Genomic DNA, 23,265 nt, shown 5'->3' with positions numbered 1-23,265 from the left:
CTGCGGGGCATGTGACGGTAGAAAACGCTGTGAGGTTTTCTACCCTACGAGCTAGTTCGTTTCATTTCAGTTTTACGGCACCTCGCTCACATCGATTCCCGCTCTAGCAATAAAATCAATAGCAGATTTTTGCTTTAGCTTTTTCAAGCCGCTAATGATTTCTGGGGCAATGAAACTTTTACCATCCAGATAGATAGCAAACTCAGAAACATCATCTTCACCATTCTCATACTGCTCACGTAAACCATCATATTCTTCGGAATAGCAATGACGACCACCTACGTCAGCAAGAGCAAGCAGGGCGCTCATTTCCCGTATCGAATATTCAGCACGAAGAAGCAGATATAAATCGCGATCCAGACCAGCGCCAGACAACATTGCATCACGCCAACCTAGACCACTAGAATCAGCTGTTGCCCTGATTCGAAGCTCAAGAAATCGAGAAATCTTCTCTGCCGAAATATCCTTCAGCGGAATCTCATCACCTATATTTGCTGCAAACTCCCTATGAGATTTAATCACATCTATAATCTCAGAAAGACCTCTCAGGCTTACCCCATATCTCTTGCTGATATCATTTTTTATTTCTCGAAATGCAGGAGCACTCCACTCTGACTTTTTGGGAAGCTCCTTAGATATACGTTCAATCACAGCTCTAGAGGCGAATCTCGTGTATGTTCCTGTGCGGTATTCATCAGAGAGAAGCTCAGTGAGACCCTCTGCGTCTTTAATACCATTTGAGAGCCTACAGAAAGCAGAGTAGAACACCTCTATGTTTATCAAAGAAACGCTGTTCTCAAGATGCTTTTTGTTGCTATTGTCATAGGCATATCGAAATGTCTCTCCTGTAGGGTCAATCATTGAGAGCTCACGAACCGCAGGCTCTATCAACCGAACCACCTCTGCATATCGTGGGTCGCACAAATTGGTCGCTTCCGCATACATATCCCACAGCGCAGCCAGATCATGAGTTCTCATGAGCTTGGGATCAGAAACAGTGACCTGCCCTTTTATTCTCTCAATCAACCTGATCTGCATTTTCAAAAACAGCTCTATTCTATGCCTAGCACAAAATACTATCGGATACACTATTTCATCTGGATCAAACCCTTTGGAGATGACATCTCGGCACATTGTGTGAACAGCACGCTCGAACCCTCCAGCGTAGTAGCCGGTCTCAGGCCATCCGTTCTTTCCTACGCATGCATTCAGCCCTATGTTTTCACCCCTTGAAAAAAACTCCAAAACCTTGACTCCTTTTTAAACCACGGGGAAATCCAACTGTTTATAAGGCCGCACATTGTTCAGCGGAGGAATTCTCCAACAGCTTTGGCTCGAAGCTCTATTATGGTCCAGTGACTGCTTTCATCTCTTGTCCGCAGCAGCTAGAAACCCACCCATTTCTTGATCGTTCCCACGCTCCGCGTGGGAACGCAGCCAGTGACGCTCTGCGTCCCAGAAGCGGATGCGGAGCGTCCAGTGATAATGGCTCCCACGCAGAGCGTGGGAGCCATCACATCAAGCGCTGAGCGCGAGTCAGAACCGCTACGAACCGCTACGCGTCCCTCGGCCGCCCCACCACAACCCCCACCCGCATCCCGAACAGCCTGAACACGCTGTCCAGCGTCGCCACCGTGGGGTTGCCGGCATCCTGTTCGAGCTGGCGCAGGGTGCGCAGCGACAGCTTGCACATGCGCGCGAAGTCGGTCTGGTTCAGGCCGGTGACGCGCAGGCGCAGCTGGCGGATGGCGCCGCCGAAGCTCAGGGTGCCGTCGGCCAGCTGCTGGCGGATGTCGTCGAGTACCGCGCCGCGGTCTTCCTGCGGTTTCTTCATAGCAGCCCCCAGCGGCGCAGGGTGGTTTCCAGGCGGTCGAGCGGGATGGTCGGCGCCTGCCAGGTCGCCTCGGGCAGGCCCAGTTCGTGCAGCAGGTCCGGCAGGGCCAGCAACTGGCGGGCGTCGGCGCGCAAGCGCTCGAACGCCGCTTCGGGATCGGCCCAGCGCGCCAGTCGGTGCCCTCCAGGCGTTCGATGCCGTCGGGCCAGCGGGTCGTGCGCACCACGCCTTCGGGGTCCATGGCCATCGGCGCGAGGTCGTAGATCGGCGCCAGGTCGATGCGCTCGCGGCTGCGCAGGATGGCGAAGTTGCGCCCGTGATTGTCGGTGTTGCCGAGGATCTGGTTGAGCAGGTCGCGGCGCAGGTATTCGGCGACCAGGGCGGGAATCTCCGCGCCCTGACCGACGGCGTTCCAGGTCTGCGCCAGGCGGGCGATCACCTCGACGTGCTCCAGGCGGCTGCCCGGCCGGGTCACGCCGCACAGCGAGTAGGCGGATTCGACGGCGATGCGCTCGACCCCGTGCGGGCCGATCCGGCGGTCGAAGCGGCGCATCCACAGGCTGGGCTTTTCCGCTTCCTCGAAAGCCAGCCCTTCGGCGGCAATCGTCTCGATGCCCAGACGGTTGAGCGCATGGTAGTAGCAGTATTCGCTGTGCAGGATGTCTCGGTCGGTGGCCGTCGCGGCGTTGCACGGGAACTTGACGAACCAGTGCCGGCGCACCTCGGCGTCGGGCAGGCTGGCGTCCGGGTGGAGGTCGCCGGCGGCATCCTCGGCCAGCAGCAGCTTGGGCGCCTCGCCGCCCGCTCCCGTGGCGCCGCCGACGGCCGCGCCGCGCTCGTAGGCGTAATCGAGGAAGCGGATGTCGCGGCGGATCACTTCCTCGCGGGGGAAGCCGGCCGCTACGCAGGGGGCGGCGACGGACTCCTTGACCCGCAGGTTGCCGACCGGCGCCAGGGTGCAGCGCTGCAGCAGGAAGAACTCTTCCGGCGCATCGAGGGGCAGCGCCATCCGCGCGAGGATGAGCCGCCGCGCGGCGCCGGCGGGGATGATGTCGTGCAGGAAGGCCGGTGCGATGCCCCGGTAGTCGTCCCAGCCGAGGGGCAAGGCGGCGCTCACCGCCGGGGCTTTCGGCGTACCCAGGTCGTCGAGGTGGGCGACCAGATAGTCGGCCTCGTAGCGGGCGCTGCAGCGGCTGCGCAACCCGTCGGCGGGCGCGTCGAAGCACAGCCGCATCGCATCGTGCCATTGACCGTCGAGATGGACCTGAAGGGTGAGGGTTTCCATGTGATGGCTGGCGCCGCGCACCGTGTCTTTGGATATGTGATGGATAGGCATCATAGTACCTATTCTGGCCATGCCCAAGGCACAAAAAGGCATTTAAATACCTATTTATGCCTTTGCGCAGCCCGGAATCGGCATTTTGCTGCCCATCCAATGCCGTGGAACTGAAATCCGGCCTGCCCGTTATCTTGCGTCACGGACGGCTGGCTCCAGCCGGGGCTACCGGCGGGAAACCGTGGGCACGCCCCGTGCGCTGCGGCACCGAACGCCTCGGCGGCTCGCTGTATAAGGCTCGGGCACTGCCGATGGGGTCGGTGCCGCGTCCCCGCTGATCGCGGGATCGCAGTCGGCACGGAAAACCGGGCTGGCCATTCACCCAGGGAGAGGGGGAAACAACTTGAAGGGTGCCGTTGAAGCCGAGGCTGCGATCAGCCTCCCTGCCCGCTCGCGGAGCTGGTTCATCCAGGCGATTCTGACCGCGATCGTCTTCATGCCGGCCTGGAAGTGGCACGGCCTTTGGCCAGGTGTCGCGCTGGCCTTGCTGTTCAACCTGCCGCTCGTGCTCGGGCCCAGCAGGATCACTATCTATCCGTATTCCAGGCGACTGGTCTTTTCATACCCGGGGTTCGGCTCCTTCAGGCGGCAAAAGGTCGTCGATCTGGCCGGGTTCTCGCGCGTTTACAGCCAGATCGACAGCTATGCCGCGCGTTCCCTCCATCTGAGCGGCCCGCAGGGGGAACACCTGAAGCTGGCCAGCTTTGCGCAGAGCGTGAGGTCGGCAAACCGGCATATCGAGGAAGTGGCAGAGCTGCGGAAAAGGATCGCCCGTGCCCTGCACATCGCCGATGGCGGTGAGGCCTAGCCACCGCTGGCGCGGGCTATGCCGGCGGCGGAGCTGGTCGAGACGCTGGTGCGCGAGCCGGCGCGCTGCGCCAGCAAAAACGCCCGCCGACCGTCACCGGCCGCGGGCGTTCTTCAGTACCGGCGGCGATCAGGCCAGGCGCAGGTTGCCCACGCAGGTCAGCCGCTGCAACACGGAGGAGTCCGGCCAGCGCTTGAGCAGGCGCACCACCAGGCAGGTGAACAGCGGCTCGCAGAGCACCAGCGGCGCGTAGGCGGCGGCGAACAGCAGCCAGTTGTCCAGCGCCAGCGGCTCCTCACCGATGGCCAGCCAGAAGCCGACCATGGCCACCACGCCGCCGTAGTAGACGGCGTCGAAGCGCACCACGGACTGCCAGTTCAGGCGGCGCGACTCGCTGTCGAACAGGCGGCGACCGAACAGGCCGTGGGCGGCGATCAGCGGCAGCATCAAGGACAGCGCGTTGACGCCCAAGTGCACCAGATCCTGCGGGTCGAACACCAGGCCCTGCAGCAGCAGGCCGAGGGCGAAGCCGAACAGGGTGGGCAGGAAGCCGAAGACGAAGTAGATCGCCGAGGCGCCGATGAAGTGCAGCTCGGAGACTCCGGCCGGGACGTGGTAGGCCTGCATGAACAGCGAGAAGAACACCGCCGCCAGCAGGGTCTTGGCGACCTGGTCGAGGTGGCCGATCCAGCGCGGGGCGTAGATCAGCAGGGTGGCGATGGCGGCCGCGTGGCCGTAGAGCACTTTGGCGGCGTTCAGCGCGCCGGGTTCGATATGCATCGGACTCCCTCCGAGGGATGCGTGGGTCGAGTGGCCGCTGAAGCGGCCGGTGGTGCCGGCAGGTCTCCTGGCTGGCGGGTCGTCGCCCCGGCGCGCCTTCCCGGTCCGCAGACCAGTGGCATCGTGCGCCGGGGCTCGCCGCTTACAGTTGCGGGGGCAGCACGGGAATCGCCCGCAAGCGGGCTCACCCGTTTCCCTGTTGTCTCCGCCGCGACGCGACGGAACCGGACTCGTGGGGCGCGGCGGCGCTGGGCCGCCGTGCCGGATCTGAAGTCGCCCAGACGCGGGCGGTCGGGGATGGAGATCGGTAGAAAATCGCTGCGCGAGTTTTCTACCCTACGGCGCTGACGGGCGTGGCGTAGGGTGGACAACGGCGCAGCCTTGCCCACCGTGGCATCCGGCGGTGGGCAATCGCTGCGCGAGTTGCCCACCCTACCCTGGGCCTTCCCTTCCGCGCCGCTCATGCCAACGGAATCTCGTCGATATGCCGGTATTCGGCGCCCAATGCCGCCGCCAGCTCCCTCGCCCGCCCGAGGCGCAGCGGGCCGCTCTCGATGTCGATCAGCAGCGCCGGGCAGGCGGCGGGGGCCAGCGCCGGCAGCTCGCGCAGGCGGCCGTCGGTGAGCAGCCAGAGCTGCTGGCGTTCGCCGGGGTGGCGGCGTTGCCGGCGCGCAAGCCATTCGCCGGCCTCGGCCAGCGCGGCGGGCAGCGGCGTGCCGCCGCCGGCACCGAGCTGTTCCAGCCAGCGCCGTGCGGCCTGCGGGGCCCGCTGGCCCTGGCAGAACCAGCGCGGCCTGGCGCCGTCCGCCTGCAGAAGGGCCAATACCACGCGGCGGCGGCGCGCCTGGTCGAGCAGTTCGGCGAGCAGCCCCTTGGCGCGGCGCAACGCACCGTGGCGGCGGGTCGAGGCCGAGGCGTCGACGACGATCAGCCACAGCGCCGGCGCGCTGGCCAGCCGGCTGCGGTAGTGCAGTTCGGCGCGCGAGCGCGGCCGGCCGTGCTGCAGGCTGCGTGGCCAGTCGAGGCGGCCAGGGCCGGACGCGCCGGCGCGGCCGCGCGGGGCCGGCTGGGGCGTGTCCCGCTGTCTGGCATCCGCGCCCCGGGCGGGTTGCGGGCGGATGCTCAGGGCTTTTTTGGCCAGCGCGGCGGCGCGCGGCGCTCGCCGATGGCCAGCGGCTGCGCCGGCAGCTCGCCCCACTGGCCTTCGCCTTGTTCTCCGCGCTGGCCGTCGTTCTGCCCGCCCGCCTCCCTCTGCGGCGCAGAATCGCCGGGATTCTGCTGCGGCGGCTCGGCGGCCGGGCCGTGCGGATGGCGATGGCGCAGCACGAAGTCCTGCACCGCGTCGATGTCCTCGGCGGCGATGGCCTGCGCGCCGCGCCAGGCGGCATGGGCGCGGGCGGCGCGCAGCCAGACCAGGTCGCCGCGCAGGCCGTCGATGCCGGCGGCGTAGCAGCGCGCGGCGATGGTTTCCAGCGCCGTGTCGTCCAGCGGGATCGCTTCCAATTGCTCGCGGGCCTGCCGGCAGCGCGCCTGCAGCTGGTCCTGCGCCGCCTGCCAGCGGACGCGGAAAATCTCGGGGTCGCAGTCGAAGTCCAGCCGGCGGCGGACGATCTCGGCGCGCTCGGCAGGCAGCGGCGCGCCGCCGAGGACGACGGCGAGGCCGAAGCGGTCGAGCAGCTGCGGGCGCAGCTCGCCCTCCTCCGGGTTCATGGTGCCGATCAGCACGAAGCGCGCGGCGTGACGGTGGGAGATGCCGTCGCGCTCGACGTGGTTGACCCCGCTGGCCGCCACGTCGAGCAGCAGGTCGACCAGATGGTCGGCCAGCAGGTTGACCTCGTCGACGTAGAGCACGCCGCCGTGGGCGCGCGCCAAGAGGCCCGGGGCGAAGCGCGCGCGGCCCTCGCCGAGGGCGGCGTCGAGGTCGAGGGTGCCGACGATGCGCTCCTCGGTGGCGCCCAGCGGCAGGGTGACCAGTTGGCCGCCGTCGAGCAGCTCGGCCACGCCGCGCGCCAGGGTCGACTTGGCCATGCCGCGCGGCCCCTCGATCAGCACACCGCCGATCGCCGGGTCGACCGCCGCCAGGCACAGCGCCAGCTTCAGCGCGTCGGCGCCGACCACCGCGGCGAGCGGGAAATTCACGGGTTCATGCATGGGATATCCTCGTCACGGCCATCAGCCGTCCTCCTCGCAGTCGAGCAGCAGGTTTTCCAGCGCCTCGCGGTATTCGCCCGGCTCTTGCCAGAGGCCGCGCTGCTGGGCGTCGAGCAGGCGCTCGGTCATCTCGCGCAGCGCCGCCGGGTTGTGCTCGCGAACGAACTCGCGGGTATCGGCGTCGAGCAGGTAGGCATCGGTGAGCAGTTGGTACTGGTGATCGTCGATCAGCTCGCTGGTGGCGTCGAAGGCGCACAGGTAGTCGACGGTGGCGGCCAGCTCGAAGGCGCCCTTGTAGCCGTGGCGCTTGATGCCGGCGATCCACTTGGGATTGGCGGCGCGGGCGCGCAGCACGCGGTTGAGCTCTTCCTTGAGGGTGCGGATGCGCGGGTTGTCCGGCTGGCTGTGGTCGCCGTGGTAGCTGGCCACCGGGGCGCCGCCGAGGGTTTCCGCCGCGGCCAGCATGCCGCCCTGGAACTGGAAGTAGTCGTTGGAATCGAGCAGGTCGTGCTCGCGGTTGTCCTGGTTGTGCAGCACCGCCTGCACCGCGCCGAGGCGCCGCTCCAGCGCCGCGCGGGCCGGCACGCCGTCGCCGCCGGCGCCGTAGGCGTAGCCGCCCCAGGTCAGGTAGACCTCGGCGAGATCGGCGCGGCTGTCCCAGGCGCCCTCGGCGATGGCCTGCTGCACGCCGGTGCCGTAGCCGCCGGGGGCGGCGCCGAACACCCGCCAGCCGGCGCGGCGGCGCGCCTCGTCGAGGCTCAGGCCTGCGGCGGCCAGCTCGGCGCTCTCGCGGCGCACCCGCGTGGCCAGCGGGTTGAGGTCTTCCGGCTCGTCCAGCGCGGCCACCGCCAGCACCGCGGCGTCGAACAGGCGCAGCAGGTTGGCGAAGGCGTCGCGGAAGAAGCCGGAGACGCGCAGGGTGACGTCGACCCGCGGGCGGTCGAGCAGCGACACCGGGAGGATCTCGAAGTCCTCGACCCGCCCGCTGCCGGCCTGCCACACCGGGCGCACGCCGAGCAGCGCCATGGCCTGGGCGATGTCGTCGCCGCCGGTGCGCATGGTCGCGGTGCCCCACACCGACAGGCCGAGGCGGGTCAGGTGCTCGCCGTGGTCCTGCAGGTGGCGCTCCAGCAGCAGGCTGGCGGACTGGAAGCCGAGCCGCCAGGCGGTGGGCGTCGGCAGGTTGCGCACGTCCACCGAGTAGAAGTTGCGCCCGGTGGGCAGCACGTCGAGGCGGCCGCGACTGGGCGCGCCGCTCGGTCCCGGCGGCACGAAGCGCCCGTCCAGCGCGGCGAGCAGGCCAGCGATCTCCGCCGCGCCGCAGGCGTCGAGCAGCGGCGCGACGCGCTCGTGCAGCTCGGCGAGCACCGCGGCGCTGGCCGCGCCGGGCGCATCGATTTGCCCGTCGATCAGTTGCAGGGCGAGCAGCTCCAGGCGCTCGCGGGTATCGCCGGCCGTGCGCCACGCATCGGCGCACACATCAGCCAGGCAGTCCGGGCGCGGCCCGCTCCATGGCTCGCCGGGGTAGCCGGCCAGCGGGTCCCAGCCCAATTTCAGGTCGGCGGCCAGCGCGCGCAGCAGGCTGGCGTTGCCGCCCTGGCCGTCGCCGCGCGGCACACGCAGCAGCGCCAGCAGGGTGTCGCGGCGCAGGCGGCCGGTGGGCGACTCGCCGAACACGTGCAGGCCGTCGCGGATCTGCGATTCCTTGAGGTCGCACAGGTAGGCGTCGAGCTGCGGCAGCCAGCTGTCCGGGTCGGCGCTGAGCTGCAGGTTCAGCTCGCGGTCCAGCGCGGTGGCGCGCACCGTGGCGAGGATCTCGCCGCGCAGCTGCTCGGCGCGGCGCGGGTCGAGCAGGCTGGCCTCGTAGTACTCGTCGGCCAGGCGCTCCAGGTCGCGCAGCGGACCGTAGCTCTCGGCGCGGGTCAGCGGCGGCATCAGGTGGTCGACGATCACCGCCTGGCTGCGGCGCTTGGCTTGGGCGCCCTCGCCGGGGTCGTTGACGATGAACGGGTAGACGTTGGGCAGCGGGCCGAAGATCGCGTCCGGCCAGCACTCGGCGGACAGGCCGACGCCCTTGCCCGGCAGCCATTCGAGGTTGCCGTGCTTGCCGACGTGGACCACGGCGTCGGCGCCGTAGGCCTCGCGCAGCCAGAAGTAGAAGGCCAGATAGCCGTGCGGCGGCACCAGCAGCGGATCGTGGTAGATCGCCGCCGGATCGAGCTGGTAGCCGCGCGCCGGCTGGATGCCGACGAAGGTCAGCCCCAGGCGTAATCCGGCGACCATCATCCGCCCGGCGCGGAACATCGGGTCGTCCTCCGGCGCGCCCCAGCGCTCCAACACCGCCTGTCGGTTGGCTGCGGGCAGACGCGCGAACAGGCGCTGGTAGTCGGCCAGCGCCAGGCTCTGCTGGCAGGGGCGCAGGTCGAGGCTGTCGAGGTCGTTGCTCACCCCGCCGAGCAGGGCGTGGATCAGCGCGGTGCCGGAGTCCGGCAGCTCGACGAGCGGATAGCCCGCTTGCTGGAGCGCGCGGAGGATGTTCAGCGCCGCCGCCGGGGTGTCGAGGCCGACGCCGTTGCCGATCCGCCCGTCGCGGGTCGGGTAGTTGGCCAGCACCAGGGCGATGCGCTTGTCGGCGTTGGCCTTGCGCGCCAGGTTCACCCAGCGCCGCGCCAGCTCGGCGACGAAGTCCATGCGCTCGCCGTCGGCCTGGTAACGGACCACGTCGCTCTGGCTGCGCTCGCTGCGCCAGGCCAGGCCCTTGAAGGTGATCGGCCGGGTGACGATGCGCCCGTCCAGCTCGGGCAGCACCACGTGCATGGCCAGGTCGCGCGGGCCGAGGCCCAGCGGGTTGTCCTGCCAGCGCTGGCGGTTGTCCAGCGCGCAGATCGCCTGCAGCACCGGCACGTCGCGGCGGAACGGGCGCAGCGCCGGGCGCTCCGGGCTGGACAGGGCAAACCCGGTGGTATTGACGATCAGCGCCGCGTCGGTCTCGTCCAGCCAGTCCTCGACCTGGGCCAGGCAGGCCGGCTCCTTGAGGCTGGCCACGGCGATCGGCAGCGGGTTGAGGCCCTGCGCCGCCAGACGCTCGCAGAATTCGTCGACGAAGGCGGTGTTGGCCGCCTGCAACTGCGCGCGGTAGAACAGCAGCGCCGCCACCGGCGCGCCAGGCTGCCAGTCGCCCTGCCACAGCGCCGGCGTACCGCTGCCGCGGCGCGGGTGGTAGACGGCAACGCGCGGCAGCGCCTGCGGCTCGCGCCACTCGCAGGGATGGCCCAGCCAGCGGTCGGCGAGGAAGCGATACAGCTGGCGGGCATTGTCCAGCCCGCCCTGGCGCAGGTACTGCCAGGCACGCTCGGCGTCTTCGGCGGCGACGTTGCTCAGGCGGGTCAGCTCCGGGTCGGGGCGGTCGTCGCCGGGCACCAGGATCAGCGTGGCGCCGGCCTCGGCCAGCTCTACCAGCCGCTCGATACCGTAGCGCCAGTAGCTCACCCCGCCGTGCAGCGACACCAGGATCAGCCGCGCATGGCGCAGCACCTGGTCGACGTAGAGGTCGACCGAGGCGTGGTTGCGCAACTGGCCGGGGTTGGCCAGGCGCAGGCTCGGGTAGTCGTCCGCCAGCTCGCGGGCGGCCTCGGCCAGCAGCGTCAGGTTGGAGTCGCCGCTGCAGAGGATGACCAGCTCGGCCGGGGTCTGGCCGAGGTCGGCGATGCTGTCGTCGGGAACGAAGCCGCCCGGCTGGGTGCGCAGGAGGTGCATGCGTTCAGCGGGTCAGCGCGGCGCGCAGCTCGGCGTCGATGGCGGCGGCATCCAGCGCCTGGCCGATGATAACCAGGCGGGTGGCGCGCGCCTCGTCGGCGCGCCAGGCGCGGTCGAAGTGCCGGTCGAAGCGCTGGCCGACGCCCTGCACCAGCAGGCGCATGGCCTTGCCCGGCACGGCGACGAAGCCCTTCACCCGCAGCACGGCGTGGCGCTGCACCAGCTCGGCGAGGGCGGCGAGCAGCAGGCGCTCGTCGACTTCCGGCAGCTCGACGCCGAAGGAGTCGAACTCGTCGTGGTCGTGGTCCTCGCCGTCGCTGTGGTCGTGATGGCCGGGACGGGCGTCGATGTGCAGTTCGGCCTCGGCGCCGATGCCCAGCAGCACGTCCAGCGGCAGGCGGCCCTGCTGAGCCTCGACGATCTTCACCGCCGGCGGCAGCTCCTCGGCGACCTCGGCGCGCACCGCGGCCAGGACCTCGGCATCGAGCAGGTCGGTCTTGTTGAGCACCACCAGGTCGGCGCAGGCTAGCTGGTCCTCGAACAGCTCGTGCAGCGGCGATTCGTGGTCGAGGTTGGGGTCGGCGCGGCGCTGCTCGTCCACCTGCGCGGGGAAGGCGGCGAAGGTGCCGGCGGCCACCGCCGGGCTGTCGACCACGGTGACCACCGCGTCCACGGTGCAGGCGTTGCGGATTTCCGGCCAGTTGAAGGCCTGCACCAGCGGCTTGGGCAGGGCGAGGCCGCTGGTTTCGATGAGGATCTGGTCCAGGTCGCCGCGGCGCGCCACCAGTTCGCGCATTACCGGGAAGAACTCTTCCTGCACGGTACAGCACAGGCAGCCGTTGGCCAGCTCGAACACCCGGCCCGCGGCCTCCTCCTCGCTACAGCCGATGGCGCACTGCTTGAGGATCTCGCCGTCGATGCCCAGCTCGCCGAACTCGTTGACGATCACCGCGATGCGCCGGCCCTGGGCATGGTCCAGCAGATGGCGCAGCAGGGTGGTCTTGCCCGAGCCGAGGAAGCCGGTGACGATAGTGACGGGAAGTTTGCTCAAGGATTTCATGCGCGGCCCTGGCTGGCTGGCGGGGGGCATGACGAGACGCCGCCGGACGCACGCGCGCCGGTCGGTCGGATTCGCCACCGGATCACCCCGCCCGGTTGTCGTGAAGTTCCGGAAACGCTCCGCGAGGCGGGGCGCTTCCTTCGAGGCAGGTCTCCTGGCTCACGGTGGGCGCCTTGGCGCCATCCCCTCGCCTTCCCGCGTGAGCAGTGGCGTCGTGAGGGGACTCGTACCGTTTACAGTTGCGGGGGCAGCCGCGGTGTCGCACCGCGTTCCCTCTTAGCTCCGGCCCAGACCGGAGAACCTCGGGGCCGCAAGGCTACGCAGGGTGCGCGCGGCGGTCAATGGCGGCGGCGTCGGGGCCTGTAAGGGGCGAATTCATTCGCCCGATCGCCTCGCACAGGCGAATGAATTCGCCCCTACAAGAGGGATGGCCGGTTGACGCCGTGCGCGGCGGCATGCTGTCGTAAAAAAAGATCGCCCGCCGGGGCGCGTCCCATAACCGCGCCATCTGCCGCGATTCCGCCGTCTTCGTCCGCAAAATCTCATGATTTCAGTACCCGACTCATCACCCCAGGCGCAGCGCCCAGCCCGGCTGCTGGCCGCCGGTTTCGGCTGCCGGCGCGGCTGCACGGCCGGCGAGCTGAGTCGCTTGCTGGAGGACAGCCTGCGCGAACAGGGGCTGAACGTCGCCGATCTGCACGCCCTGGCGAGCCTCGACGGCAAGCTCGGCGAACCGGGCCTGCAGGCATTGGCCGTACAGCTGGACCTGCCGCTGCATGGCCTCACCGTGGAGCGGTTACGCGAGTATGAACCACGGCTCACCAGCCGCTCCGCAGCCGCCCGGCGCGCCACCGGCTGCGCCGGGGTGGCCGAGGCCAGCGCCCTGGCGCTCGCCGAGGCGCTGGGCGGAGCGTCCGCCGAACTGCTGATCGCCAAGCGGCGCAGCGCCAACGCCACCTTCGCCCTGGCGCGTGCCAGACAGGAGCCTGCATGACCGTCTTCTTCATCGGCGCCGGCCCCGGCGATCCGGACCTCATCACCGTGCGCGGCCAGCGGCTGATCCGCAGCTGCCCGGTGATCCTCTATGCCGGCTCGCTGGTGCCCGCAGCGGTACTGGAGGGCCACGGCGCCCATACCGTGGTGAATACCGCCGAGCTGGATCTGGCGCAAATCGTTGACCTGCTGGCCGAAGCCCACGGGCGCGGCGAGGACGTGGCGCGGGTGCATTCCGGCGACCCGTCGCTGTACGGCGCCATCGGCGAGCAGATCCGTCACCTGCGCCGCTTGGGCATTCCCTACCAGATCGTCCCCGGCGTCACCGCCACCGCCGCCTGCGCCGCCCTGCTCGGCTGCGAGCTGACCCTGCCCGAGGTGTCGCAGACGCTGATCCTCACCCGCTACGCCAGCAAGACGCAGATGCCGGAAGGCGAGCAGCTCGGCGATCTGGCCCGCCACGGCGCGACCATGGCCATCCACCTGGGCGTGCGCCAGCTGCCGCAGATCGTCGAGGAACTGCTGCCCCATTACGGCGCCGACTGCCCCGTCGCGGTGGTGCACCGAGCCAGTTGGCCGGACCAGGACTGGGTGCAGGGCACCCTGGCCGACATCGTCGCCAGGGTCGCCGAAAAGGACTTCCGGCGCACTGCGCTGATCCTGGTCGGCCGGGTGCTGACCGCCGAGGAATTCGCCGACTCATCGCTGTACTCGGCAGTAGTGCAGGTTACGGCGCCTTTCTGAAGTCAACCGCAGCGGCCTGCCCTTCCCGGCGCTCGCCGGCTGCCGCTCAGAACGTCTCCCAGGCCCCTTCCCTGACGCCGCCCGCCCTGGCCGACACTGCCGGCGCCATCACTTCGCGCGGGGGAAGCTCGCGCTGCGGCAGCGCATCCGGCTGCTGCGGCGCGTCGCCCAGGCGGAACACCGCCACCGCCTCCTGCAGGGTCTGCGCCTGGTCGGCCAGCGAGAGCGACGCGGTGGACGCCTCCTGCACCAGTGCGGCGTTCTGCTGGGTTACCTGCTCCATCTGCGCGACGGCGGCGTTGACCTGGGCGATGCCTTGGCTCTGCTCCTGGGAGGCCGCCGAGATCTCGTCGATGATGTCGGCCACCCGGCGCACGGCGCCGACCACGTCGGCCATGGTCCTGCCGGCCTGCTCGACCAGTTTCGAGCCATCCTCGACCCGCCGCGTGGACTCCTCGATCAAGGCCTTGATGTCGTTCGCCGCGGAGGCCGAGCGACTGGCCAGGTTGCGCACCTCGCCGGCCACCACCGCGAAGCCGCGGCCTTCCTCGCCGGCGCGCGCCGCTTCCACCGAGGCGTTGAGGGCGAGGATGTTGGTCTGGAAGGCGATCGAGTCGATCACGTTGATGATGCTGGCGATGCGCTGCGAGCTGTCGGTGATGCCCTGCATGGTCTCGACCACCCGGTGCACCACCACGCGCCCTTGCTCCGCGGTGCGCGAGGCGTTGTTGGCCAGCCCATGGGCCTGGCGGGCGTTGTCGGCATTCTGCTGCACCGTGGCGGTCAGCTCCTCCATGCTGGCCGCCGTCTGCGCCAGGGAGGCCGCCTGCTGCTCGGTACGCGCCGACAGGTCGACGTTGCCTCTGGCGATCTGCGCCGAGCCGCTGGCGATGCTCTCGCTGCTGGCGCGCACCGAACCGACCAGTTCGGTCAGCGAGCCCTGCATCCGCTGCATCGCGTAGGTCACGCTGCCCGGCAGCGCCCGCGACATGTCGATGCGCGCGGTGAGATCGCCATTGGCGATGCTGGTCGCCAGGTCGGCCACCGCGGCCGGCTCGCCGCCCAGCTGGCGGGTCAGGCCGCGGGTCAGCAGCACGCCGATCAGCACACCGGCCAGCAGACCGGCGGCGGTCAGGCCGATCATCAGCAGACGGATGTCGGCGTAGATCTCGTCGGTCTGATGGCTGAGTTCGGCGGCGTTGCCCATCTTGCTCTCGACCAGCTGGGTCATCATTTCGGTGGCCTGGTCGGCAACCGGGCGTATGGAAGTGAGCAGGTATTCGGTCGAGGAGCGCGGATAGGGCACATCTTCGCCATCGAGGCGGCGGACCACATCCTTGATGTTCTGCTCGAATTCCGCCTGCACCTCCAGCAGATAGCCGAGCCGGGTCTTGTCATCCTCGCTGACGAAGGTTTCTCCGGCCCTGGCCATCTCGCTGCGTACCAGCTCCAGATGTTCATTCAGCTCGCTCAGATACTGCTGCCGCTCCTCGATCGACGCCGTCAGGATCGCGCTGCGAATGGCCGAGGCCGCGGCCAGGAACTGGCTGTTCGCTTCGCCGGCATAGCGCAGGCCGGCAGCCTCGCGCTCGTACATCAGGGACGCCAGCTCCTTGAGCTGCGCAGCCTTGAGAATCCCCTGCAGACCGACGAAGGCGCCGATCAGCGATACCAGAAAAAATCCACAGACCAGCTTGGTGCCCACTGTCTGTCGTCTCAACCAATCCATGCATGTTCTCCAGGCCAAAATGGACAACGCCCCGGCCACCAGGCCGAGGCGTCGCGACATTCACCGCTCCCTCAGGTCCCCCAGACCTTCTGCGCCTTGGGCGCTTCGGCGAGGATTTCGTCGACCACCGGGCCGATCTCCTCCGGCAGCCAGCGCGCGCCCTTGTCGCGGGTCACCCCGGTGCGCCAACCGTCACCGAGGGAGATGCGCCCGCCCTGGCTCTCGAACACCTGGCCGGTGACGTGGCGCGACTGGGCGCTGCCCAGCCAGACCACCAGCGGCGCGACGTTCTCCGCCGCCCACAGGTCGAAGCTGCCGTCCTCGGGCTTCTTCACCACCTCGGCCATCGCGCTCTCGGTCATCGCCGTGCGCGCCGCCGGGGCCAGGGCGTTGGCGGTGATGCCGTAGCGGGCGAGTTCCGCGGCCTGCACCAGGGTCAGCGCGGCGACGCCGCCCTTGGCCGCCGAGTAGTTGGACTGCCCCACCGAACCCTGCAGGCCGGCGCCGGAGCTGGTGTTGATGATGCGTGCGTCGACCGGCTGGCCGGCCTTGGCCTGGTCGCGCCAGCGGCGGGCGAGGATGTTGGCCAGGCAGAAGTGGCCCTTGAGGTGCACCTGCATGACCAGATCCCAGTCCTCTTCGCTGAGGCTGAGGAACATGCGGTCGCGCAGGATGCCGGCGTTGTTGACCAGCACGTGCACCTCGCCGAAGGCCGCCAGGGCGGCGTCGACGATGCGCTGGGCGGTGGCCAGGGTGGTGATGTCGTCGGCGTTGGCGATGGCCAGCCCACCGGCGGCGCGGATCTCGCCGGCGACGTCCTCGGCGGCGGATTGACGGATGTCGTTGACCACCACGTTGGCGCCCTCGGCGGCGAAGGCCAGCGCGTAGGCGCGGCCCAGCCCGCCGCCGGCGCCGGTGATGATCACGGTTCTTCCTGCACAGATAGCCATGGTTTGTTGTCCTTGTTCTGGTGGAGTCAGTCTGTAGGGGCGAATTCATTCGCCCAACCGGGCCGCAAAGGCGAATGAATTCGCCCCTACAGGCCCGTGCTCAGCCGCTGCTACAGCCTTTCGATGATGGTCACGTTGGCCTGGCCGCCGCCTTCGCACATGGTCTGCAGGCCGTAGCGGCCGCCGCTGCGCTCCAGTTCGTGCAGCAGCGTGGTCATCAGCCGCGCACCGGTGGCGCCGAGCGGGTGGCCGAGGGCGATGGCGCCGCCGTTGGCGTTGGTGCGCGCCGGGTCGTAGTCCAGCTCCTTGGCCCAGGCCATCACCACCGAGGCGAAGGCCTCGTTGATCTCCACCCGGTCGATGTCGTTCATCGTCATGCCGGCCTTCTTCAGGGCGTGGCGGGTCGCCTCGATCGGCGCGGTGAGGTGCCAGATCGGGTCGTCGCCGCGCACGCTGAGGTGGTGGATGCGCGCCCGCGGGGTCAGGCCGTAGCGCTTGAGCGCCGCCTCGGAGACCACCAGCAGCGCCGCCGAGGCGTCGCAGGTCTGGCTGGATACCGCGGCGGTGATCGACGGGAACTCCGCGCCCACCGGCTCGAGGCTGGCCATCTTCTCCAGGGTGGTCTCGCGCGGCGTCTCGTCGTACCAGACGCCTTCCAGCGGCACGATCTCGCGGGTGAAGCGGCCGCTGGCGATGGCGCTCAGGGCGCGCTGGTGGCTCTCCAGGGCGAAGGCCTCCATCTGCGCGCGGCTGATGCCCCAGTGGTCGGCGATGCGCTGGGCGGCGTAGAACTGGTTGACCGGCTGCTCGCCGAAGCGCGCCTGCCATCCCTTGCTGCCGGAGAACGGATCGGCGAAGCCGAGCGGCTGGCCGGCGAGCATGGCCGAGGAGATCGGGATCTGCGTCATGGTCTGCACGCCGCCGACCGCCACCACGTCCTGGGTGCCGCTCATCACCGCCTGGGCGGCGAAGTGCAGCGCCTGCTGCGACGAGCCGCACTGGCGGTCGACGGTGGTGCCCGGCACGTTGAGCGGCAGGTCGGCGGCCAGCCAGCTGGTGCGGGCGATGTCGCCGGCCTGCGAGCCGATGGTGTCGACGCAGCCGAAGATCACGTCGTCGTACTCGTGGGCCGGGATCGGGTTGCGCGCAACCAGCGCCTTCAGCACGTGGGCGCCGAGGTCGATGGCATGCACGTGGGAAAGACCGCCCTTGCGCTTGCCGGTCGGGCTGCGCAGGGCGTCGACGATATAGGCTTCAGCCATGGATCACTCCTCGAAGGTCTGGGCCGGCGCCAGCGCGGCGCCGTCGGCCAGCACGCAGGCGGCCACGCGGGACTTGTGGAAGGCGCGGTCGCCCCAGGAGGCGTCCAGCGCCCAGGCGCGCTTCATGAACATCTGCAGGTCGACTTCCCAGGTGTACCCCATGGCGCCGTGCACCTGGATGCCGTGGCGGGCCGACAGCCAGGCCGCCTCGGCGCAGGCCAGGCGGGCGTGGGAGACGTGCACCGCGGCATCGGACGCGCCATTGGCCAGGGCGTGGGCGGCGCGATAGAGCACCGGCTTGGCGAACTCGACTTTGGTGGCCACGTCGGCCAGGTGATGCTTGACCGCCTGGAAGCTGCCGATCGGCTTGCCGAACTGCTTGCGCTGGGCGACGTAGTCGACCGACAGGTCGAGCATGCGCTGGGCCAGGCCCAGGGCCTGACCGGCCACCGCCAGGGCGCCGCGATCCAGGGTCTGCGCCCACAGCGCGCGGCCCTGCTCGCCGGTGGCGACGCGGGTCGCCGAAATCGGCTCCCAGACCACCTGGCTGAGGCGGCGCGAGGCGTCGATGCTCGGGCTGGCGATCACGTCGACCAGCGGGCGCGGCACCAGGTGCACTTCGTCGCCGTGGGCAAGCAACAGGTAGTTGGCCAGGTGGGCGTCGGCCACCAGCGGGTTGATCGGGTGGCCGACGGCGACACGGATGCTGCCGTCGGCGATCTGCGCCAGGGCATCGTCGCGCCCGGCGGTGCCTTCGGGCAGCGCGGTCAGCAGGCCGGCAGCCACGTAGGCGGTGTCGGCCAGCGAGTCGGGAATCGCGTAGTAGCCCAGCTCCTGGGTCATCAGCGCCCAGGCCACGTCGTCCATGCCCAGGCCGCCGCAGGCTTCGGGCACCGACAGGGCGGTGAGGCCCTGCTCGGCGATCTTGTTGCGCAGCTCGGGCGAGCGGCCGGCGTCGGTTTCCCAGACGTCGCGCAGCAGCTCGGGGGCCGCCTCGGTCATCAGGAAGCGGCTGATCGCCTCGCGGAAGGCGAGCTGGTCGTCGTTGAAGGTGAAGTCCATGGCCCGCTCCTTACTTCGGCAGGCCGAGCATGCGCTCGGCGATGATGTTGCGCTGGATCTCGTTGGTGCCGGCATAGATTGGCCCGGCCTGGGCGAACAGGAAGCCCTCCAGCCAGCCGTTGGCCTCGCCCTCGCTGCCTTCCAGCAGCTCGCCGCGCGCGCCGAGGATGCGCATGGCGGTCTCGTGCATGCGCAGGTCCAGCTCGGACCAAAAGATCTTGTTGGTGCTCGACTCGGCGCCGATGCGCGCGCCGCGCGCCAGGCGGCCGACCGTGTGGTAGGCGGACAGCGCGTAGGCCTGGGCGTCCATCCACGCCTGCACCACCGCTTCGCGGATGCTCGGGTCGCGGTCGGCTCTTTCCTGGTTGGCGCGGTACAGCTCGACCAGCTTGCGCGCGGTGGCCTGGAAGCGGGCCGGCGAGCGCAGCAGCAGGCCGCGCTCGAAGCCGGCGGTGGCCATCGCCACGTGCCAGCCCTGCCCTTCGGCGCCGATGCGGTTGTCGACCGGCACGCGCACGTCGTCGAAGAACACTTCGGCGAAGGCGTCCTTGCCGTTGAGCGCCTTGATCGGGCGGATGGTCACGCCGGGGGTGTCCAGCGGCACCAGCAGGAAGCTCAGGCCGTGGTGGCGGCTGGAGGCCGGGTCGCTGCGGAACAGGCCGAACAGCCAGTCGGCGAAGATCGCGCGGGTCGACCAGGTCTTCTGGCCGTTGAGCACGTAGTGGTCGCCGTCGCGGATCGCCTTGCTGGTGATCGCCGCCATGTCCGAGCCGGCGTTCGGCTCCGACCAGCCCTGCGCCCACATGTCGGCGCTGGCGGCCATGCGCGGCAGGAAGCGCTTTTTCTGCTCCTCGGTGCCGAACTCCATCAGGGTCGGGCCGAGCAGCAGCTGGCCGTTCTGGTTGACGCGCATCGGTGCGCCGGCGCCGTAGTACTCCTCCTCGAAGATCAGCCATTCGGTGAGGTCGCAGCCGCGCCCGCCGAGTTCGGCCGGCCACATCACCATCGACAGGCGGGCGTCGAACAGGCGGCTTTCCCATTCGCGGTGTTGTTCGAAACCTTCACGGGTGTCGTAGCTGGCCAGTGGCTCGCGCGGCAGGTTGTCCGCCAGCCAGGCCCGCACCTCGGCGCGGAAGGCCTTCTGTTTCGGGGTATAGGCAAGGTCCATGGTGCGTCCTCAGAACTTGGCGTCGCGCTTCTCGACGAAGGCCCGGCGGGTCTCCGCGGAGTCCGGGCTGGTGTAGGCCTGCAGGGTGAAGCCCTGCTCCCAGCGGTACTTGTCTTCGAGGTTGCCGTCCTCGATGCCGTTGAGGGCTTCCTTGGCGATGCGGATCATCGCCGGGCTCTTGGCGGCGATCTTCGCGGCGATCTCCAGGGCGGCCTCGCGCAGCTCTTCCTTCGGCACCACGCGCTCGATGAAGCCGTACTTCTCGGCCTCGCGGGCGCCGATCTTCTCGCCGGTGAAGAACAGGTAGCGGACCTTCTGCACCGGGAACAGGCGCTGCAGGTGGGCGCCGCCGCCCATGGCGCCGCGGTCGACCTCCGGCAGGGCGAAGGTGGCGCACTCGGCGGCGACCACGATGTCGGCCGCGCCGGTGATGCCGATGCCGCCACCGAGCACGAAGCCGTGCACCGCGACGATGACCGGCACCGGGCTGCGGTGCACGGCGCGGAAGGTCTCGTAGTTGCCCTTGTTCACAGCAACGATGCGCTCGGGATGGGCGTCGAGTTCCTTGATGTCGACCCCGGCGCAGAAGCCGCGGCCCTCGGCGCGGATGACGATCACGCGCACTTCCGGGTTGGCGCCCAGCTCGTCGATCGAGCGCGCCAGGCCCAGCCATTCCTGGCTGTCCAGCGCGTTGACCGGCGGCTTGGCGATCGTCAGTTCGGCAATGCCCGCCTCGATACGGGTAGTGAATGCCTGGCTCATTGTTGTTGGCTCCTGGTAGGCATGGCGGGGTTCAGGAGATGGCCGGCGCGGTCTTCGCCGCGGCCTGGCGGGCGCAGAGCGCGGCCAGGCCGCGCTCGGCCTCGGCGACCATCTCGTCGATCAGTTGCTGGCAGCTCTTCAGCTCGCCGATGGCGGCGGCCACCTGGCCGCTGGGCAGGATGCCCTCGTCGGGGTAACCGTCGACCATCGAGCGCTGCAGCAGCACCGGCTGGTTGGCGGCCATCACCGTCTGCGACACCGCGCCCGGGTCTTCCTTGAGCGCCTGGCGCAGCACGCCGAGCATGTGGCCGAAGCTCATGCCGGTCTGCTGCTTCCACTGCCAGGCGCTGCCCAGGGCGATGCGCAGGCGGCCGAAGGGGCCGGCGCCTTCCAGGCGGTTGATGAACGGGTTGTCGATCATCCGGTGGCGCATGCCGTCCACCGCCAGGGTGACGCGGATGCGCTGCGGGTCGTTGACCGCCAGGTAGCGCTCCAGGGTCGCCTTGGGGGTGGGCGAATCGCTGGTCATCAGGAAGCGCGTGCCCATGGCAATGCCGGCGGCGCCGGCGGCCAGCGCCGAGGCCAGGCCGCGGCCGGTGGAGTAGCCGCCGGCGGCGATCACCGGCACCTTGACCGCATCCAGCACCTGCGGCAGCAGGATGGTGGTCGGCACGCCGCCGGTGTGGCCGCCGCCCTCGCCGCCCTGGATGGTGATCAGGTCGGCGCCCAGCTCCACGGCCTTCTGCGCGTGCTTGAGCGCGCCGACGGTGGGGATGCACAGCACGCCGGCGGCCTTGAAGCGGGCGATGGTCTGTTTGTCCGGACCGCGGCCGTAGCTGACCGCGCGCAGGCGGTACTGGATCGCCAGGTCGACGCACTGGGCGGCGTTTTCCTGGAACATGTGGAAGTTGAGGCCGAAGTTGCTGCCGCCGGTGGCCGCGATCACCTTCTTGATCTCGCCTTCCAGTTCGGCGGCCGGGATGGTCGCCCCGGCGAGGAAGCCGAAGCCGCCTGCCTTGGTGGTGGCGATCACCAGGTTGGCGTCGGCCACCCAGCCCATCGCGGTCTGCACGATCGGGTAGCGGCAGCCGAGCGCCTCGGTCAGCGGGGTCTGCAGCAGGGCACTCATGCGCTTTCCCCTTCGCTGGCCGCGGCCTGCTTGTTGGCCTTGGCCATGGCCTTGGCATCAAAGCCGCCCAGCTTGTCGCCGGACAGCAGCTCGTTGTGCACGTGGGCGAAGTGGTGCCAGGCGAACACCGCATCCATCGCGGTGCGCTTGCCGGCCAGGTCCTCGACGTGGTTGATCGCCTGCTTGGTCAGCGCCAGGCCCATGCGCGGCTGGGCGGCGACCTTCGCCGCCAGCGCATAGGTGGTCGCCTGCAGCTCGTCACGCGGCACCACGCGGTTGACCATGCCCACCTCGTAGGCGCGGCTGGCCGGCATGCGGTCGCCGCACATGAGGAATTCCTTGGCGATGCGCGGGTTCATCTCGTAGGGGTGGGCGAAGTACTCCACCCCCGGAATGCCCATGCGCACCACCGGGTCCTGGAAGAAGGCGTCGTCGCTGGCCACGATCAGGTCGCAGACCCAGGCCAGCATCAGGCCGCCGGCGATGCAGGCGCCGTGGACCATGGCGATGGTCGGCTTGGGCAGCTCGCGCCAGCGCCGGCACATGCCGAGGTAGACCTCCTGCTCGCGGGCGTACAGGTACTCGCCGCCCGGCTTGTTGGTGTGGTCCCACCACAGGTGGGCACGCTCGAACGGCTTGTTGATGTCGCGTCCCGGCGTGCCGATGTCGTGGCCGGCGGAGAAGTGCTTGCCGGCGCCGCACAGCACGATGACCTTGACCGCGTCGTCGTCCACGGCGCGGCGCAGGGCCGCGTCGAGGGCGTAGGTCATCTGCGAGTTCTGCGCGTTGTTGAACCCCGGCCGGTTCATGGTCAGGGTGGCGATGCCGTCGGCCACCGTGTACAGCACCGGCTGCTCGGTCTCGTAGACCGAGGCGTCGGCGCGGGTGACGAATTCGCTGTCGCTGCTCGGGACGCTCATGGTCGACTCCTCAGGCCTGGGTGGCGGCACGGATGCCGGGCGGATTGCCCTTGAGGGCGGAGGCACGCAGGTCGTGCGGGTCGAGACGGCGGATGATCGCCAACTGCTCGGCGGTCGGATGCGCGGTCTCGCCCATGCCGTCGGCCTTGAGCAGCGGGAAGCCGGTGTTGTCCTGCACCTCCTCGAAGCTCACCCCCGGATGCAGCGAGCGCACGCGCACCGCGCGCTCCGGCCCTTCGAAGTCCATCACGCACAGGTCGGTGACCACGCGGCGGATGTCCATCAGGTCGCGGCGCGAACCCTCCAGCCAGCGCTCGGGCTTGAAGCCGACGCCGGATACCATGTCCACCTCGCCGGCAACGAACACCCGCTTGTTGTGGCTGGGCACGAAGAACGAGTTGATGTGGTTGATGCTGTTGCCCGGCAGGCCGCGCACGCCGAGCATGGCGATCTTCGGCTGGCGGTAGTCGCCGACCACCGACAGGTTGGTCTGGCCCCAGCGGTCGACCTGGGTCGGGCCGATCATCGCGTGGCGGCGGCCGCCCCACACGCACTCGAACACCCGCTCGAAGCTCATGCAGCCGGAGTACTTGGGCACGTAGTCGCCGCGCGGGCCGAGCGGGATCGGCTCCTCGACCAGGAACGCCTCGCTGTCGGTCATCAGCAGTTCCGGGCTGTGGGTGAGCTTGGCGAGGCTGGCGCCCAGGCGCGGGATCACGCCCAGGCCCGAGGCCAGCACTTCGCCGTTGCCGCGCCAGGCTTCCGAGGCGGCGACGATCAGCAGTTCGGCCAGGGTGAAATCACGGGTATCGGTCATCGCT

At 69.2% G+C, this 23,265-nt stretch carries 18 protein-coding genes, 3 pseudogenes and 2 riboswitches; of the genes and pseudogenes, 3 read left to right on the top strand and 18 right to left on the bottom strand.

All coding sequences use genetic code 11. The annotated features are described in order from the left end of the window. Window positions 1–72: 72 nt before the first annotated feature. The 3 genes and pseudogenes from RA210_RS13775 to RA210_RS13765 all read right to left on the bottom strand — a co-directional run bounded on the left by RA210_RS13775 (window position 73) and on the right by RA210_RS13765 (window position 3,119). Window positions 73–1,044: a hypothetical protein gene (locus RA210_RS13775; protein ID WP_201486856.1), complete on the bottom strand. Its 972-nt coding sequence runs from the start codon at window positions 1,042–1,044 to the stop codon at window positions 73–75. A gap of 511 nt (window positions 1,045–1,555) precedes the next feature. Next, the gene (locus RA210_RS13770) at window positions 1,556–1,834 is read right to left on the bottom strand and encodes a helix-turn-helix domain-containing protein (RefSeq protein ID WP_201486854.1); all 279 of its coding nucleotides are present in this window, start codon (window positions 1,832–1,834) and stop codon (window positions 1,556–1,558) included. Then, window positions 1,831–3,119: pseudogene (locus RA210_RS13765) on the bottom strand (type II toxin-antitoxin system HipA family toxin). Before RA210_RS13765 ends, RA210_RS13770 begins: the two are co-directional and overlap by 4 nt. A gap of 394 nt (window positions 3,120–3,513) precedes the next feature. Between RA210_RS13765 and RA210_RS13760 the strand changes: the two are divergent. Then, on the top strand, window positions 3,514–3,978 hold the full coding sequence (locus RA210_RS13760; protein ID WP_201486852.1) for a hypothetical protein: 465 nt from the start codon (window positions 3,514–3,516) through the stop codon (window positions 3,976–3,978). A gap of 129 nt (window positions 3,979–4,107) precedes the next feature. On the opposite strand, the gene RA210_RS13755 is transcribed toward RA210_RS13760, so the two are convergent. From RA210_RS13755 to cobW, 5 genes are all read right to left on the bottom strand, one after another. Beyond that, on the bottom strand, window positions 4,108–4,758 hold the full coding sequence (locus RA210_RS13755; protein ID WP_201486850.1) for an energy-coupling factor ABC transporter permease: 651 nt from the start codon (window positions 4,756–4,758) through the stop codon (window positions 4,108–4,110). A gap of 55 nt (window positions 4,759–4,813) precedes the next feature. Continuing rightward, window positions 4,814–4,986, bottom strand: a riboswitch (cobalamin riboswitch). 232 nt (window positions 4,987–5,218) lie between these two features. Beyond that, window positions 5,219–5,956, bottom strand: coding sequence for a vWA domain-containing protein (locus RA210_RS13750; RefSeq protein ID WP_201486848.1), 738 nt, complete (start codon window positions 5,954–5,956; stop codon window positions 5,219–5,221). Continuing rightward, entirely contained in the window at window positions 5,881–6,909 is a 1,029-nt protein-coding gene (locus tag RA210_RS13745) for an ATP-binding protein (RefSeq protein WP_201486847.1), read from the bottom strand. The genes RA210_RS13750 and RA210_RS13745 overlap by 76 nt, the downstream gene beginning before the upstream one ends. A gap of 21 nt (window positions 6,910–6,930) precedes the next feature. Next, entirely contained in the window at window positions 6,931–10,665 is a 3,735-nt protein-coding gene (gene cobN / locus RA210_RS13740; RefSeq protein WP_201486846.1) for a cobaltochelatase subunit CobN, read from the bottom strand. Between the two features lie 4 nt (window positions 10,666–10,669). After that, entirely contained in the window at window positions 10,670–11,725 is a 1,056-nt protein-coding gene (cobW, locus tag RA210_RS13735) for a cobalamin biosynthesis protein CobW (RefSeq protein WP_201486845.1), read from the bottom strand. Window positions 11,726–11,866: 141 nt separating this feature from the next. Continuing rightward, window positions 11,867–12,030: riboswitch (cobalamin riboswitch) on the bottom strand. 239 nt (window positions 12,031–12,269) lie between these two features. Between cobW and RA210_RS13730 the strand changes: the two genes are divergently transcribed. Beyond that, a complete protein-coding gene (locus RA210_RS13730) occupies window positions 12,270–12,719 on the top strand; it encodes a cobalamin biosynthesis protein (RefSeq protein WP_201486843.1) in 450 nt (149 codons plus the stop codon). Next, window positions 12,716–13,462, top strand: a complete 747-nt coding sequence (cobM, locus tag RA210_RS13725) for a precorrin-4 C(11)-methyltransferase (protein WP_201486842.1) — start codon at window positions 12,716–12,718, stop codon at window positions 13,460–13,462. Before RA210_RS13730 ends, cobM begins: the two co-directional genes overlap by 4 nt. Window positions 13,463–13,508: 46 nt before the next feature. On the opposite strand, the pseudogene RA210_RS22210 reads toward cobM, so the two are convergent. The 10 genes and pseudogenes from RA210_RS22210 to RA210_RS13680 all read right to left on the bottom strand — a co-directional run. Beyond that, a pseudogene (locus tag RA210_RS22210) lies at window positions 13,509–14,315 on the bottom strand (methyl-accepting chemotaxis protein); the annotation flags it as partial. Between the two features lie 321 nt (window positions 14,316–14,636). Next, window positions 14,637–15,191: pseudogene (locus tag RA210_RS22205) on the bottom strand (MCP four helix bundle domain-containing protein); the annotation flags it as partial. A gap of 71 nt (window positions 15,192–15,262) precedes the next feature. Next, entirely contained in the window at window positions 15,263–16,141 is an 879-nt protein-coding gene (locus RA210_RS13715) for an SDR family oxidoreductase (protein WP_201486839.1), read from the bottom strand. A 110-nt stretch (window positions 16,142–16,251) separates the two neighbouring features. Then, window positions 16,252–17,403: an acetyl-CoA C-acetyltransferase gene (locus RA210_RS13710; protein ID WP_201486837.1), complete on the bottom strand. Its 1,152-nt coding sequence runs from the start codon at window positions 17,401–17,403 to the stop codon at window positions 16,252–16,254. Between the two features lie 3 nt (window positions 17,404–17,406). Next, a complete protein-coding gene (locus RA210_RS13705; protein ID WP_201486836.1) occupies window positions 17,407–18,465 on the bottom strand; it encodes an acyl-CoA dehydrogenase family protein in 1,059 nt (352 codons plus the stop codon). A 10-nt stretch (window positions 18,466–18,475) separates the two neighbouring features. Next, entirely contained in the window at window positions 18,476–19,633 is a 1,158-nt protein-coding gene (locus RA210_RS13700) for an acyl-CoA dehydrogenase family protein (protein WP_201486835.1), read from the bottom strand. Window positions 19,634–19,642: 9 nt separating this feature from the next. Beyond that, the gene (locus RA210_RS13695) at window positions 19,643–20,395 is read right to left on the bottom strand and encodes an enoyl-CoA hydratase family protein (protein WP_090215442.1); all 753 of its coding nucleotides are present in this window, start codon (window positions 20,393–20,395) and stop codon (window positions 19,643–19,645) included. 31 nt (window positions 20,396–20,426) lie between these two features. Further along, window positions 20,427–21,524 carry an NAD(P)H-dependent flavin oxidoreductase gene (locus RA210_RS13690; RefSeq protein ID WP_201486834.1) on the bottom strand — a complete coding sequence of 366 codons (1,098 nt, stop codon included), beginning with the start codon at window positions 21,522–21,524 and terminating at the stop codon, window positions 20,427–20,429. Then, window positions 21,521–22,444, bottom strand: a complete 924-nt coding sequence (locus RA210_RS13685) for an enoyl-CoA hydratase (RefSeq protein ID WP_201486832.1) — start codon at window positions 22,442–22,444, stop codon at window positions 21,521–21,523. The genes RA210_RS13690 and RA210_RS13685 overlap by 4 nt, the downstream gene beginning before the upstream one ends. Before the next feature lie 10 nt (window positions 22,445–22,454). Further along, complete coding sequence (locus RA210_RS13680) at window positions 22,455–23,261, bottom strand: CoA-transferase subunit beta (protein WP_090215449.1); 807 nt, start codon at window positions 23,259–23,261, stop codon at window positions 22,455–22,457. Window positions 23,262–23,265: the final 4 nt, after the last annotated feature.

Origin of the sequence: Pseudomonas sp. OF001 (assembly GCF_904426495.1) — a bacterium.
In the GTDB taxonomy this organism is placed as follows: Bacteria; Pseudomonadota; Gammaproteobacteria; order Pseudomonadales; family Pseudomonadaceae; genus Geopseudomonas.
The sequence above is the reverse complement of the archived record's forward strand: the minus strand, read 5'-3'. Positions and strand labels throughout refer to the sequence as shown.